Origin of the sequence: Mangrovibacter phragmitis (assembly GCF_040429585.1) — a bacterium.
Taxonomy (GTDB): domain Bacteria; phylum Pseudomonadota; class Gammaproteobacteria; order Enterobacterales; family Enterobacteriaceae; genus Mangrovibacter; species Mangrovibacter phragmitis.
Genome location: NZ_CP134782.1, coordinates 4615669 through 4630973 on the forward strand (window position 1 = coordinate 4615669; position 15305 = coordinate 4630973).

Annotated in this window: 13 protein-coding genes; 8 read left to right on the plus strand and 5 right to left on the minus strand. The window is 49.6% G+C overall.

Annotation, left to right across the window (positions count from 1 at the left end; genetic code table 11):
* Window positions 1–198 precede the first annotated feature (198 nt).
* From map to MPHASIOC01_RS22350, 4 genes are all read left to right on the plus strand, one after another.
* Window positions 199–993, plus strand: a complete 795-nt coding sequence (gene map, locus MPHASIOC01_RS22335) for a type I methionyl aminopeptidase (protein ID WP_353613317.1) — start codon at window positions 199–201, stop codon at window positions 991–993.
* 75 nt (window positions 994–1068) lie between these two features.
* On the plus strand, window positions 1069–3744 hold the full coding sequence (glnD, locus tag MPHASIOC01_RS22340) for a bifunctional uridylyltransferase/uridylyl-removing protein GlnD (RefSeq protein ID WP_064598920.1): 2676 nt from the start codon (window positions 1069–1071) through the stop codon (window positions 3742–3744).
* Between the two features lie 49 nt (window positions 3745–3793).
* Complete coding sequence (dapD, locus tag MPHASIOC01_RS22345; protein ID WP_064598918.1) at window positions 3794–4618, plus strand: 2,3,4,5-tetrahydropyridine-2,6-dicarboxylate N-succinyltransferase; 825 nt, start codon at window positions 3794–3796, stop codon at window positions 4616–4618.
* Between the two features lie 110 nt (window positions 4619–4728).
* Entirely contained in the window at window positions 4729–5115 is a 387-nt protein-coding gene (locus MPHASIOC01_RS22350) for a DUF3461 family protein (protein WP_064598916.1), read from the plus strand.
* Between the two features lie 31 nt (window positions 5116–5146).
* On the opposite strand, the gene MPHASIOC01_RS22355 is transcribed toward MPHASIOC01_RS22350, so the two are convergent.
* The 3 genes from MPHASIOC01_RS22355 to dgt all read right to left on the minus strand — a co-directional run bounded on the left by MPHASIOC01_RS22355 (window position 5147) and on the right by dgt (window position 9557).
* Window positions 5147–6307, minus strand: a complete 1161-nt coding sequence (locus MPHASIOC01_RS22355; RefSeq protein ID WP_064599023.1) for a CdaR family transcriptional regulator — start codon at window positions 6305–6307, stop codon at window positions 5147–5149.
* Window positions 6308–6470: 163 nt separating this feature from the next.
* The gene (gene degP / locus MPHASIOC01_RS22360; RefSeq protein ID WP_064598914.1) at window positions 6471–7904 is read right to left on the minus strand and encodes a serine endoprotease DegP; all 1434 of its coding nucleotides are present in this window, start codon (window positions 7902–7904) and stop codon (window positions 6471–6473) included.
* Between the two features lie 141 nt (window positions 7905–8045).
* The gene (dgt, locus tag MPHASIOC01_RS22365; protein ID WP_064598912.1) at window positions 8046–9557 is read right to left on the minus strand and encodes a dGTPase; all 1512 of its coding nucleotides are present in this window, start codon (window positions 9555–9557) and stop codon (window positions 8046–8048) included.
* A gap of 96 nt (window positions 9558–9653) precedes the next feature.
* Here dgt and mtnN point away from each other — a divergent pair, with 96 nt between their 5' ends.
* From mtnN to MPHASIOC01_RS22380, 3 genes are read left to right on the plus strand one after another with little or no spacing between them, the layout of a single operon-like run.
* Window positions 9654–10352 carry a 5'-methylthioadenosine/S-adenosylhomocysteine nucleosidase gene (gene mtnN / locus MPHASIOC01_RS22370; RefSeq protein ID WP_064598910.1) on the plus strand — a complete coding sequence of 233 codons (699 nt, stop codon included), beginning with the start codon at window positions 9654–9656 and terminating at the stop codon, window positions 10350–10352.
* Window positions 10339–11163 (plus strand): vitamin B12 ABC transporter substrate-binding protein BtuF, encoded by an 825-nt coding sequence (gene btuF / locus MPHASIOC01_RS22375; protein ID WP_369936131.1) that lies wholly within the window; start codon window positions 10339–10341, stop codon window positions 11161–11163. Before mtnN ends, btuF begins: the two co-directional genes overlap by 14 nt.
* A gap of 60 nt (window positions 11164–11223) precedes the next feature.
* Entirely contained in the window at window positions 11224–11847 is a 624-nt protein-coding gene (locus MPHASIOC01_RS22380; protein ID WP_064598906.1) for a TRIC cation channel family protein, read from the plus strand.
* Window positions 11848–11931: 84 nt separating this feature from the next.
* Here MPHASIOC01_RS22380 and erpA read toward each other — a convergent pair whose 3' ends face one another.
* Both erpA and clcA read right to left on the minus strand, forming a co-directional pair.
* Window positions 11932–12276, minus strand: coding sequence for an iron-sulfur cluster insertion protein ErpA (erpA, locus tag MPHASIOC01_RS22385; protein WP_036106861.1), 345 nt, complete (start codon window positions 12274–12276; stop codon window positions 11932–11934).
* 135 nt (window positions 12277–12411) lie between these two features.
* Entirely contained in the window at window positions 12412–13833 is a 1422-nt protein-coding gene (gene clcA, locus MPHASIOC01_RS22390) for a H(+)/Cl(-) exchange transporter ClcA (protein ID WP_064598904.1), read from the minus strand.
* A 177-nt stretch (window positions 13834–14010) separates the two neighbouring features.
* On the opposite strand from clcA, the gene hemL reads away from it, so the two are divergent.
* Window positions 14011–15294: a glutamate-1-semialdehyde 2,1-aminomutase gene (gene hemL / locus MPHASIOC01_RS22395; RefSeq protein WP_064598902.1), complete on the plus strand. Its 1284-nt coding sequence runs from the start codon at window positions 14011–14013 to the stop codon at window positions 15292–15294.
* Window positions 15295–15305 lie beyond the last annotated feature (11 nt).

Genomic DNA, 15305 nt, shown 5'->3' on the forward strand with positions numbered 1-15305 from the left:
ATTGAAATCTTCCATAGTCCGTTTTTTGACACGGAAGTCCGGCGCGCTTTATACCACAAATGACGCAAGGACTCCAATAGTTGTTAGCGGGTTCTTTACTTCATTATTCCCGATTTGGCACTCTCTCGCCTGCCCTGATAACATTAGCGTTACTTTGTTTAATTATTGCCGAAATCCCGGCATCTGCGGACCTGATTAATGGCTATTTCAATTAAGACCCCTGAAGATATCGAAAAAATGCGCGTTGCTGGCCGCCTGGCTGCCGATGTGCTTGAAATGATCGAATCCCATGTAAAACCTGGAGTAACCACAGGCGAGCTGGATCGTATTTGTGATGATTACATCGTAAATCATCAAAAAGCAGTCTCTGCCTGCCTGGGCTACCACGGCTACCCCAAATCTGTCTGCATCTCTGTCAATGAAGTGGTATGCCATGGCATTCCAAGTGAAGACAAGGTTTTGAAAGATGGCGATATTGTTAATATCGATGTGACCGTGATTAAAGATGAATTCCACGGCGATACATCTAAAATGTTTATCGTCGGTAAACCCACTATTCTGGGCGAGCGTCTGTGCCGTATTACCCAGGAAAGCCTGTACCTGGGTCTGCATATGGTGAAACCGGGTATTCGTCTGCGTACCATCGGTGCTGCAATTCAGAAGTTTGTTGAAGCCGAAGGCTACTCTGTTGTACGTGAATACTGTGGTCACGGTATCGGCCGTGTTTTCCATGAAGAGCCTCAGGTGCTGCACTATGACGCAGATGATGGCGGTGTGGTGCTGAAAACCGGCATGACTTTTACCATTGAACCTATGGTGAATGCAGGTGATTACCGTATCCGAACGATGAAAGATGGCTGGACGGTAAAAACCAAAGACAGAAGCTTGTCTGCCCAATACGAGCATACTATTGTGGTGACAGATAACGGCTGCGAAATTCTTACGTTGCGTAAAGATGACACCATCCCCAACATTATTTCGCACGATGAATAAGTGAAAAACCGGCATTGTCCGGTTTATCATTACTCTCAGGCCGGCACTTGCCGGCCTTTTTTATGGGCACCACATATGACCAATAGTTTTCCCGAGCAGTATATCGAGCCAAACCTCCCTCTACTCCCAGGTCAACCTGATTACCCGTCTTCCTGGCCTGGTTGCCAGTTAGAATGTCAGCCCATAAAAAGCGCCCTGGAAACTTTTCAACAATGGCTGGGCAGCGCCTTTGATGAAGGTGTGTCTGTCGAGAAACTGGTTGCGGCCCGAACGGAATTCATTGATCAGCTTCTGGAGCGCCTGTGGTCTCATTTTGGGTTCGACACCATTGCCGGGACTGCTCTGGTTGCTGTGGGTGGTTACGGGCGTGGCGAGCTGCATCCGCTGTCGGATATTGACCTGTTGGTATTAAGCCGTGAACGCCTGCCCGAAGACCAGTCACAAAAAATTGGTGAACTGCTGACACTACTCTGGGATATCAAGCTGGAGGTAGGCCACAGTGTGCGCAGCCTTGAAGAGTGTCTGCTCGAAGGGCTGTCCGATCTGACTATTGCCACGAACCTGATTGAATCACGGCTGCTGACAGGCGATGTGGCCCTGTTTCTCGAACTACAAAAACAAGTCTTCAGTGACGGGTTCTGGCCCTCTGAGAAGTTTTTCGCAGCTAAAATTGATGAGCAAAATGAACGCCATCAACGCTACCACGGTACCAGCTATAACCTGGAACCCGATATTAAAAGCAGCCCGGGCGGCCTGCGAGATATCCAAACACTGCAATGGGTAGCCCGTCGCCACTTTGGCGCCACATCCATGAATGAAATGCTCGGTTTTGGTTTCCTGACCGAGGCCGAGCGCGATGAACTGAATGAATGCCAGCATATTTTGTGGCGAATACGTTTTGCGCTGCATCTGGAACTGAACCGCTACGATAACCGCCTGCTGTTTGACCGCCAACTCAGCGTTGCCCAACGCCTCAAATACCAGGGTGAAGGTAATGAGCCCGTTGAACACATGATGAAAGATTTCTACCGTGCGACACGTCATGTCAGCGAACTCAATCAAATGCTGTTACAACTGTTTGATGAAGCAATTCTTGCACTGGATGCAAACGAAAAACCACGCCCACTGGATGATGATTTTCAACTGCGTGGCACACTGATTGATTTGCGCGATGACACGCTTTTTCTTCAGGATCCCTGCGCTATTTTGCGTATGTTTTACACCATGGTGCGTAATCGCGAAATTAGCGGCATCTATTCAACAACCTTACGTCATTTGCGTCACGCCAGACGCCATCTGAATGAGCCGTTGTGCTACAAAGCCGAAGCGCGTGAACTGTTCCTGGTTATGCTGCGCCACCCGGGAGCTGTCAGCCGTGGGCTGGTGCCAATGCATCGCTACAGCGTATTGTCCGCGTATATGCCCCAGTGGTCGCATATCGTTGGGCAAATGCAGTTTGACTTATTCCATGCCTACACCGTAGATGAACACACTTTGCGTGTGTTGCAAAAACTGGAAAGTTTTTCACACGAAGAAACCCGCCAGCGCCACCCACTGTGCGTTGAATTATGGCCGCGACTTTCTCACCCTGAATTGATTCTGATTGCCGCACTGTTTCACGATATCGCCAAAGGCCGGGGGGGTGATCATTCCGTACTGGGCGCACAGGATGTCATAAAATTTGCTGAACTCCATGGTCTTAACTCCCGGGAAAGCCAGTTAATCGCCTGGTTGGTTCGCCAGCACCTGTTGATGTCTGTTACCGCGCAACGCCGCGATATTCAGGATCCTGAAGTCATTGTGCAGTTTGCTGAAGAAGTCCAGACAGAAAACCGCTTACGTTACCTGGTTTGCCTGACCGTTGCCGATATTTGTGCCACGAATGAGACGTTATGGAACAGTTGGAAACAGAGCCTGATTCGTGAACTCTACTTTGCCACCGAAAAACAACTACGCAGGGGAATGCAAAATACCCCGGATATGCGGGAGCGTGTGCGTAATCACCAGGCCCAGGCTCTGGCGTTACTGCGTATGGAAAATATCGATGAAGAAGCATTACATAAAATTTGGGCACGTTGCCGGGCCAGCTATTTTGTTCGTCACTCCCCGAATCAACTGGCATGGCACGCTCGTCACTTGTTACAACACGATTTAAAGCAACCCATGATTTTGCTCAGCCCACAGGCGACCCGCGGCGGTACCGAAATATTTATCTGGAGCCCGGACCGACCTTATCTGTTTGCCGCAGTGTGTGCTGAACTCGACCGGCGTAACCTTAGTGTTCACGACGCACAGATCTTCACTACTCGCGACGGTATGGCAATGGACAGCTTTATTGTGCTGGAGCCCGATGGCAGCCCGCTATCACCTGACAGGCACGACGCGATTCGTCAGGGACTGGAGCAAACCGTTAACCAGCGTACCTGGCAGCCACCACAACCACGGCGCCAGCCCGCCCGTCTGCGCCACTTTACGGTAGACACTGAAGTCAACTTTTTGCCAACGCATACCGACCGGCGCACATTTATTGAACTGATCGCGTTAGACCAGCCCGGCCTGCTGGCAATTGTCGGCCAGGTCTTCGCTGACCTCGGTATTTCATTACACGGCGCACGTATCACTACCATTGGCGAACGTGTTGAAGATTTATTTATTGTCGCCACCAGCGAGCGGCGAGCTCTGGATGCCACTCTGCAACAAGAAGTACAACAACGGTTGACAGAAGGCCTCAATCCAAACGATAAAGTGTAGTGAAGTTTTTTTCATGTCATTCACATAAAACATCAGGAAATGATTAACAATGCAGCAGCTACAGAACATTATTGAGTCCGCGTTTGAGCGCCGGGCAGATATTACGCCGGTCAATGTAGATACAGTCACCCGTGAAGCAATTAACCAGGTGATTTCACTGCTCGACAGCGGCGCGCTGCGCGTTGCGGAAAAGATTGACGGCCAATGGGTAACCCATCAATGGCTCAAGAAAGCTGTGCTGCTTTCTTTCCGTATTAACGACAATCAGGTCATTGACGGCGCTGAAAGCCGCTTCTATGACAAAGTGCCGATGAAATTCGCCGATTACGACGAAGCACGCTTCCAGAAAGAAGGTTTCCGTGTTGTGCCGCCGGCAGCCGTTCGCCAGGGTGCATTTATCGCCCGCAACACTGTACTGATGCCTTCTTATGTCAATATTGGCGCTTACGTCGATGAAGGTACGATGGTCGATACCTGGGCCACTGTAGGTTCTTGTGCGCAAATTGGTAAAAACGTGCATCTGTCTGGTGGTGTGGGTATTGGTGGGGTTCTGGAACCGCTGCAGGCAAACCCGACCATCATTGAAGATAACTGCTTTATTGGTGCCCGTTCTGAAGTTGTTGAAGGGGTTATTGTTGAAGAAGGCTCAGTTATCTCTATGGGCGTCTATATTGGCCAAAGCACACGTATTTATGACCGTGAAACTGGCGAAATTCACTATGGCCGCGTACCTGCTGGCTCTGTCGTGGTATCTGGCAACCTGCCGTCTAAAGATGGTAAGTACAGCCTGTACTGTGCGGTTATCGTGAAGAAAGTCGACGCAAAGACCCGTGGCAAAGTGGGTATCAACGAGTTGCTGCGTACCATTGACTAATGGCGGTGATAAAAAGGCAGGGAGAACCTGCCTTTTTTGTATCTGGCACTGGCGGAAACACTTTTTTTCGTTAATTATCTAATAGTTATTTATTCGCTGAGGGTACCGCTATGTACGATAATCTGAAAAGCCTGGGTATTACCAATCCTGATGAAATTGATCGTTACAGCCTCCGACAGGAAGCGAATAATGATATCCTGAAGATCTATTTTCATAAGGATAAGGGCGAGTTTTTCGCTAAAAGCGTTAAATTCAAATACCCACGCCAGCGTAAAACAGTTGTGTCAGACAGTGTAGGTCAGGGTTATAAAGAGATTCAGGAAATCAGCCCAAATCTCCGTTACGTTATTGATGAGTTGGATCAAATTTGCCAGCGCGACCGTAGTGAAGTCGATCTGAAAAGAAAAATTCTTGACGATCTGCGCCATCTTGAAAGTGTTGTTGCCAACAAGATCAGCGAAATCGAAGCCGATCTGGAAAAACTCACCCGTAAATGACCTTCAGGCTGGCGCTAAGCCAGCCTTTTCTTTAGCCATGCTGTTCATCCAGCTGTAACGCAATATACAACAGCAGCCGGTCGTCAAAACTACTTAAATCAAGCCCGGTCAGTTCCGCAATTCTGTTCAGTCGGTACTCTAAAGTATTACGGTGAATAAACAGAGATTTGGATGTTGCCAGTGGCTGTACATTATGGCGAAACCAGGCGGTTAATGTGCGACGCAACAAGCCGTTATTATCCATTGCCCTGAGCCTCTCCAAAGGACGGGCAAGTTCATTCGCCTGCCAGCCGCCACGCAGGCTGTCAAGTAAGACAGGCAGCATCAGATCCTGGTAAAAATAACTACGGCTGTCTGGCATACGTTGTTTACCCACCATCATAGTGGTGCGCGCCGTTCGGTAAGAACGGGCAATGCTCCCTTCGCCAGTAAAATAGTTTCCCAGAGCGACGCGAAAACGTAGTTGGCCGTTTTCTTTCATTCGCGACAACAGAACATCTACCCGGCGTCGGTGATCATCGGCATCCCATCGCCCATACTGATTCAGTGCAGGTTTCAATACCACCATTTCACTCAGAGAGACAATCGCCACCAGGTTATTTCGCTCAGGTGTGGTTAATGCTGTTTGCAGTTGCTGAAGTTCATCCATGGCAGAATCCACTCCTAACTGCCCGCTATCGACTTCAACCACAGCCACCACTCTGGGCATCGTCAGGTCAATTCCCAGCCGTTGTGCCCACTCACTTAATGCAGGTGTAATGGTTTCTGCCTGAACCAGGTTCATCACCAGTTCTTCACGCAAACGGCTGTCTTGTGCCAGTAAGTGCATCAGGCGAGACTGCTCCAGCATCATCTCCGCCGTCATGCATACCAGCTCACCATATTTACGTAAGTTCTCTGGTTCACCTGTCAGCCCAATCACCCCCACTATCTCGCCTTCAAGGCGTAAGGGCAAATTGATCCCTTCCCGGACACCATGCAAATGGCGGGCAACAGCATTATCAATGTCAACAACGCGCCCCTGGGACAGTACCAGTAATGCCCCTTCGTGCAATTCCCCAATACGCTCCTGGTCGCCACTACCAATTATCCGCCCGCGCGCATCCATCACGTTGATATTGGTATCAATTATCTTCATGGTACGAGCTACTATCTCTTGCGCCATTCTCGTATCAAAGTGCCAGCCTGCCATATTTGCCGCCTCCTGTACGTCATCAGCACAGCATAATGAAGAGGCAGATGCCTTACATTGGGCAAATGACCAATTCACCAGGTAATAATGCAGAGTTGTGTAAAAGCTCACAAAAAAGGCCGCATACGCGGCCTTTAACTCGAAGAAATTAATTAGTAATGCATTACTGAAGGAGCAGATAAATGGAGCTGTCACCACGTTGAATATTTAACGCCAGTACACTCGGTTTGCTATCCAGGATTTTGCGCAGTTCAGCAATGTTATTCACTGGTTGCTGATTTGCCCCCACGATAATATCGCCTTTCTTCAGCCCGATACGCGCCGCCTGTGAACCGGCTTTCACACTGTTCACTACCACGCCTTTATCTTTACCGGCACGATTGCTCATCTCTGCACCTTCGATACCGCTGAAGATACTGGATGAATCCACCTGGGTTTGGCTGCTCTGCTGCAATTCAACATTCACGTCAATACGCTTGCCTTCACGCAACAAGCCCAGTTTCATTTTACTGCCCACTGGCATAGAACCAATTTCAGCACGTAACGCAGCAAAGCTGTTAATCGGTTTATCGTTCATAGAGACAATCACGTCCCCGGCTTTAATACCTGCTTTGGCTGCAGAAGAGTTTGGCAACACCTGGCTTACAAAAGCACCACGCTGAGCGTCAACTTTCATTGCCTTAGCCAGTTCAGAGTTCAGTTCTGTGCCCATAATGCCCAATTCACCACGGCGCACCTGCCCGTACTGAATCATTTGCTCTGTCAGGTTTTTCACCATATTACTCGGGATAGCAAAACCAATACCGATGTTGCCGCCATCCGGAGCCAGGATTGCTGTGTTAATCCCAATTAGCTCACCTTTGAGGTTAACCAGCGCACCGCCAGAGTTACCCCGGTTAATAGCGGCGTCGGTTTGAATGAAGTTCTCATAATTCTCAACATTCAGACCACTACGCCCCAGAGCGGAAACAATCCCCGAAGTAACAGTCTCGCCCAGACCATAAGGGTTACCAATCGCTACGGTATAATCACCAACCCGTAAATTATCGGAATCAGCAATTTTTATCGCAGTCAGGTTTTTCGGATCTTTAAGTTGGATCAGCGCAATATCAGAGCGCGGGTCTTTTCCAACAACTTTTGCGTCAAACCGGCGCCCATCGCTCAGTTGCACTTTAATTGATGTAGCGTTTTCAACAACGTGGTTATTGGTTACTACATAGCCTTTAGCTGCATCAATAATGACACCGGAGCCCAGTGCCATAAATTTCTGCTGCTGGCTGCCATCAGCACCGCCACCATTCCCTCCCCCCTGGCAGAAGGGTGAGTTCTGGAATGGCGAACCATCCTGGCAGAAGGGCGAGTTATCGCCAAAGAACTGCTGGAAATTACGCGACATGCGTGGCGTATTCACTGTCGTGCTACCTTCGACATTAATACTGACGACAGAAGGCATAATTTTTTCCAGCATAGGTGCCAGGCTGGGCATTTCTTGCGAAGTTGTAGCGGAAGAGGTTTCCGCCGCCAGCGCTGTTACCGGATTTAATGCCAGGCCCAGGCTCAGTGCCAGGGCGCTCAATGCTAGTGTCGTTTTTTTCATATGGCTCATTCTCAAATTAAGCAGGTAATACAACGTTGCTGTGTTCGTGGTTATCAGAGTCATATTTATAGCGTTAAGTTCCACGACAGCGTTTTCATAAAAGTAAAAAAGTATTGTGCATCTTTACAAATCTCGCTGGTATTATTCCACAGCCATCAGGCGTCGATATTCATCCCACGCATACAAATCTGTCATACCACTGATATAGTCCTGAATAAGCCGACAACGATAATAGAACTCCCAGACAGGATATTCAGATTGTGTGTTATCCAGTTTCTCAATGGCTTCCTGATACGCCATACAATGTTTGCTGGATAGTTTATGAAACAGCCGGCTTTCAATTGGCAGCCGGCGTACATTTCCCTCTGAAACTAATAACTGGAAATCCGCAAGTGGCAACAGGAGTAATGGCCGGTAAATATCCAGTAACCCACTGATTACACGGTAACCTTGTAGTTCAAGTTGCTCAACGTCCGGGTGCGAGAAAACGTGACGCATGGCAACACGTTTGAACATGCCAAGTAAACGGCTGTACGAACTATCATCTTCCAACAGGGCATGATTAAAATGCCCTGGGTATATTTCTGGCAGATTATCAATAAACCGCCGGGCGGCATGCGGCACCAGTTTACTGAGAGTATTAACACGTAAATACATAAAGAACACATCTTCCGCACCACTGCGTACTTTTCCTGCTCGCGACTTTTCCCAGGCATCTTCCACAACCAGAGAAAATAAGTCTCCTGAGTGATGCTCCCCCCAGGCGGTAGAAAGGTGCTGATAAAGTTGTTCAAGGCTAAAAATCCGCTTTTCTACAGCATCCTCTAAATCGGCAACGCAATAGGAAATATCATCTGCAGCCTCCATTATCCAGGTAAGTGGGAAACGACAATTTTCCTCAAGTGAAAGTTCTTTACGTAACCGTACAATATAATTCGCTTCTGAAAGATAAAAACCCGGTTTTTTCATTAAATAGTGGAAGCCCTCTGGCGCCGGGCCGCTTTCCCAGGCTGGCCGGGTGTATTTTAAAATACACCCCATTTGTGCCCAGGTGAGGTTCATACGCATCAAGGTATTAACCAAACGAATACCCTGAGCATTTCCTTCAAAGTGGCACAAATCTGTTATTACATGCTGGCGCAGGGTATTCAGGGCGGTCTCCCCTTCACGCAAACACAAAACCTCTGCTGCGCGAGATTCTTTTCCCTGCGCATCGTTATCAACACCGGGAAGCAGGCGTTGCCGGAACCAGTCGTTGATGGCTGCTTCACCAAAATGCCCGAATGGCGGATTACCAACGTCGTGCATCAGGCAGGCCATTTCAACAATACTCTCGAATGGGCCGGTCAGCTCACTCAACCCATATTGCTCCAGCAACCGGGCTTCTTTCAGGCGACTGATAACTTCTTTAGCAATATAGCGCCCCACCTGCTGTACTTCCATTGAATGGGTCAGACGTGTACGTACTGCAGCATTGCGCTCCAGAGGGAATACTTGCGTTTTTTGTTGCAACCGGCGAATGGCCGCAGAATTAATAATTCGCCCACGATCACTTTCAAAAATCCGCTGGATTTCGTGCTCGTTTTTTGTCCCTTCTGGCGAACGGAATTGACGATGCCAGTTTATTTTCTTTTGGAAGTTGAACTCACCCATATCACCGCCTTGAAAGGGAAAAATAATCCGATTAAATCCTGTTTGTCTGCCATGATAGACTATGTCTCTGAATACATCATTTAAACAGGTATGGCTATGAAAGCAGGCATCATTGGTGCAATGGAAGAAGAAGTTACGCTCTTGCGTGACAAAATCGAAAACCGCCAGACAATAAAACTGGCTGGTTGCGAAATCTATACTGGTACGTTAAACGGTACAGAGGTCGCACTGTTAAAATCCGGGATAGGTAAAGTGTCTGCAGCCGTTGGCGCGACATTGTTACTTGAGCACTGCAAACCCGATGTCATTATTAACACCGGCTCAGCTGGTGGCCTGGCGCCAACACTAAAAGTAGGTGATATCGTGGTTTCTGATGAAGTTCGCTATCACGATGCTGATGTGACCGCATTTGGCTATGAATATGGACAACTTCCAGGGTGTCCTGCCGGCTTTAAAGCCGATGAAAAACTGGTGGAAGCTGCGGAACAATGCATTACTGAGTTGTCGTTTCACGCCGTACGCGGACTGGTTGTTAGCGGTGATGCATTTATTAATGGCTCCGTTGGTCTGGCTAAAATTCGCCACAATTTCCCGAAAGCAATAGCAGTAGAAATGGAAGCAACGGCAATTGGTCATGTCTGCCATAAATTTTCCGTGCCTTTTGTTGTAGTACGCGCCATTTCCGATGTGGCAGACCAGCAATCACATCTGAGTTTTGACGAGTTTCTGACTGTTGCGGCGAAGCAATCTACTTTGCTGGTTGAGCGCCTGGTACAAAAACTTGCTCAGAGTTAATCTCCTGTTTTTACGTGTATTCGCTTTATTGCTCTTCCCGGCGTGGCTTATGGCCGCGCCGCGTGTCATTACACTCTCGCCTGGTAATACGGAGCTGGCTTTTGCTGCCGGGATCACCCCTGTTGCTGTCAGCGCCTGGTCTGATTACCCACCAGCGGCAAAGTCTATTGAGCAGGTGGCAAACTGGCAGGGCATTAATCTCGAACGCATCGTCGCATTAAAGCCCGACCTGGTGATCGCCTGGCAGGGGGCTAATGCTCAAAGGCAGGTCGGCCAGCTATCTGCGTTGGGGATTCATGTATTGTGGCTTGACCCGCAAAATGTCTCTCAGGTTGCGGATGCCATTCGCCACCTGGCTGCGTGGAGTCCCCACCCGGAACAGGCATTAAAGGCCGCGGATACGTTGATGTCACAATTTGCGGCGCTTGAAAAACGCTATGCTGCCACCCCACGCAAGCGGGTGTTTTTACAATTTGGTGGTCAGCCACTGTTCACAACCGGCCAACACTCCATTCAGAACCAGGTCCTGCAGGTATGTGGAGGTGATAACGTTTTTGCCGACAGTGCAGTTCCCTGGCCGCAGGTTAGCCGCGAGCAGGTTCTGGCCAGGAAACCCCAGGTGATTCTGGTTACCGGTGATGAGACACAAATCCCAAAAATTGAACAATTTTGGCACAATCAACTTTCAGCGTCGGTTATTGCGGTAAATAACGACTGGTTTGAACGTGCAGGCCCACGTATTATCCTCGCCGCACAACAGATATGTGCAGCGCTGGCTGGTTTGCCCAATGTAAACAAGCTGGCGCATTAACTCACCTGGCGGCATCAATCCGTTGGGAAATGTTTTGGAAAAGCATTCAAGAGGAAGACCATGTTGGTGTACTGGCTGGATATCATCGGTACCGCTGTTTTTGCTATTTCAGGTGTTTTGTTAGCGGGCAAGCTGCGTATGGACCCTTTTGGAGTGCTGGTGCTTGGGGTAGTAACTGCTATTGGCGGTGGCACAATACGGGATATGGCCCTGAATAACGGACCGGTTTTTTGGGTAAAAGACCCAACTGACCTGGTCGTTGCGATGGTGACCTGCATGTTGACTATCTTGTTAGTTCGCCAGCCCCGGCGCCTACCAAAGTGGATCCTGCCAGTACTTGACGCCGTTGGACTGGCTGTTTTTGTCGGCATAGGAGTAAATAAGGCCTTTGCTGCAGATACCGGCCCACTGGTTGCCATCTGTATGGGTGTGGTAACGGGTGTCGGTGGTGGGATTATTCGTGATGTTCTGGCCCGGGAGGTCCCCATGATCCTCAGAACGGAAATCTATGCAACAGCCTGTATTGCCGGCGGAATTGTCCATGCAACAGCGTACTACACTTTTGGCGTACCACTTGAAATCGCCAGTATGGCTGGCATGGTAATCACGCTGGCTATTCGCCTGGCCGCAATTCGCTGGCACCTGAAGCTCCCCACCTTTGCTCTGGATGACAGAACGCACTGACACACAAGTCATAGCGCCATCCGGCCAAAACGACGACGCCGTGCATGTGCACGGCGTCAGGTGGCAAAACATCACTAAGGCTGGTCAGATACTGAAAGAAGAACCACAGCCACAGGTGCTTTTCGCATTGGGGTTATTTACCACAAAACGCGAACCTTCAAGTCCTTCGGTATAGTCTACCGCGCCACCAACCAGATACTGCAGGCTCATTGGGTCAACAACCAGTGCCACACCCTGTTTTTCGATGGTCATATCACCTTCGTTAATCTGATCATCAAAGGTAAAACCATACTGAAATCCACTACAACCACCGCCAGTAATATACACACGCAACTTCAGATTCGGGTTCTCTTCATCCGCGATCAGACTTTTTACTTTATTAGCTGCTGCATCAGTAAACTGCAACGGCAACGCGACATCATCACTCATTTTCTGCTCCCAACGAAGAAACAACTCACGCAAGACATGACCACAAACAGGCCTGCCAGACAACACAATACCCGGTGGATACACCTGTCTTGCGCCAGTACTTATTGGTGATTATCTAATACCCTGGTGAATCGTTCAAGTATTCTCCAGTGAAGCCGCCTCGGGTTGGGCGGTTTTCTGCTGCGCATCCTGTTTGGCCAATGTGCGCGCCAGAATAGAAGAATACAGCGGTTTTCCGCCTAAGAATTGTGCTAACAGCGTAGCGCCGAGACAGGTGATAATCATTGGCAAAATGAGCTGATAATTATCGGTCATCTCCAGTACCAGCACGATACCGGTCAGTGGAGCACGCACTGATGCAGCAAACAGCGCCCCCATTCCTGCAATAGCAAATGTCCCCGCTTCCAGGTGATACCCGGGAAACCAGGCGGTACAGGCCATACCGTAGGCGGTGCCAAAAAGTGTCCCCAGCGCAAGCATTGGTGCAAAAATCCCGCCCGGAGCACCAGAACTAAAACACAACAAAGTAGTAATAATGCGTGCAATAAAGATAAACAGCAGTGTCCCTACCGCATAGTTCCCTGCTGCTGCAATAGGGATTAGATTAAAGCCACCGCCAGCCGCTTCCGGTTCAATAAAACCCAAAACCCCACACACACCACCCAGGACTCCGCCGATCAATACCCATTTTGTTATCTCACCGCCGTGTAGACGTTGAAACATATCCTGGGTACGAAAAATAAGTGAATTAAAAATCGGACCGACAATCCCGAAAATCATCCCGAGGATCAGATACAGCCATAACGTATTGACCGGCGCCACGCTGAGTTTACCCACTTCTATCACCGATACTTCGCCATTGAAGTAACGGAAAACAATCGTGGACATGATCACACCAATAAACACGGCCTTAATCGAAATCAGGCTGTAGCGAAATTGTGGGCGCATCTCTTCAATAATGAATAATATGCCTGCCAGTGGTGCATTAAACGCCGCGGCTAACCCGGCTGCAGCCCCTGTCGCCAACAATGTATGGCGGGATTCAGCGCCACGAATACGAAATATATCGAGCACCATACGCCCGATATTTCCTCCCAGTTGCACGGTTGGGCCTTCACGCCCAAGCACCATACCAGCCCCAAGGGTGCCCATCCCACCAAAAAACTTCACTGGAATAACTCGCCACCAGCGAACCGGGCGTAACTCCTCCAATGCACCTTCTATTTCTGGAATGCCTGAACCACCCGCTTCCTGGGCAAAACGGCGAACCAGCCAATACCCCACCATTGCCAGTAGTGCAGAGGCTATAAATGCCAGCGGCCATACCAGAAAAGGAGAATCAGCAAAGTTGAGTAGCATGCTCATTCGGTAATGTAATACCCAATTAACAGCTTTCTCAAAACCAACCCCGGCAAGACCTGCCAGAGTCCCTACAACAGCGGCCATAATAAGAACTGCCAGTGGCGTTTTGTCTCGCCTTACCAGCCGGCGAACCATGTCGCCACGCCGTAACCGAATAATCTGCTGTGCTTCAAAAGAAGGTGTTTCAGGTTTCATGAGTTGTCAGTGCAATTAGTAATACAAATGAGGCAGCATTCTACCTGCCCCGCCAGGGTTAGTCCTGTCCCAAATCAATACATAATGTGTTGTTTCAATCGGGCAAAACTTTCATAACGTTTACCGAATCACTTAGAATGACCCGCACGCTTACATATACCCCTCAGGAGTCCATTGATGAGTAAGTCAGAAAACTTGTATGCCACCGCCAGAGAATTAATCCCTGGTGGCGTCAACTCCCCCGTCCGCGCGTTTACAGGCGTCGGCGGCGTACCGCTGTTTATCGAACGTGCCGACGGGGCCAGACTCTACGACGCCGATGGTAAAGCTTATATTGACTACGTGGGTTCCTGGGGGCCAATGGTACTTGGCCATAATCACCCGGCTATCCGTAATGCGGTGATCGAAGCCGCTCAACGTGGATTGAGCTTTGGTGCACCAACTGAAATGGAAGTTAAGATGGCGCAACTGGTGACTGAGTTAGTGCCAACCATGGATATGGTTCGTATGGTTAACTCAGGAACAGAAGCAACAATGAGTGCAATCCGCCTTGCCCGAGGGTACACCGGACGCGACAAGCTAATCAAGTTTGAAGGTTGCTATCATGGGCACGCAGACTGCCTGCTGGTGAAAGCCGGTTCGGGCGCGCTTACCCTTGGGCAGCCTAATTCCCCAGGTGTGCCAGCTGATTTTGCCCGCCATACGCTGACCTGTACTTACAACTCACTGGATTCAGTGCGTGCGACCTTTGAACAATACCCGCAAGAGATAGCCTGCATTATTGTTGAGCCTGTCGCTGGCAATATGAACTGCGTTCCCCCTCAGCCTGAATTTTTACCTGGCCTGCGTGCACTGTGCGATGAGTTTGGTGCATTGCTGATAATTGATGAGGTGATGACAGGTTTCCGTGTCGCACTGGCGGGCGCTCAGTCTTACTACAATGTTGAACCAGACTTAACCTGCCTGGGTAAAATCATTGGTGGCGGTATGCCGGTAGGTGCGTTTGGCGGACGGCGAGAAATCATGGATGCACTGGCACCAACCGGCCCGGTGTACCAGGCCGGTACCCTTTCCGGTAACCCGATTGCGATGGCTGCGGGTTATGCCTGCCTGACCGAGGTAGCACAACCTGGTGTGCATGAAACACTGGACACCTTAACCACACAACTGGCTGAGGGCCTCAAAGAGGCCGCAGACCAGGCCGGTATTCCTTTCGTGGTAAACCATGTGGGAGGCATGTTTGGCCTGTTCTTCACTGATGCGCCCGCTGTCACCTGCTACCAGGACGTGATGGCCTGTGATGTTGAGCGGTTTAAACGCTTCTTCCACCTGATGCTTGAAGGCGGGATTTACCTGGCGCCTTCCGCGTTTGAAGCCGGTTTTATGTCTGTGGCGCACACGCCGGAAGACATTAACGCCACTATTGATGTTGCCCGTAATGTATTTGCGCAACTCGCCTGACAATAAAATCA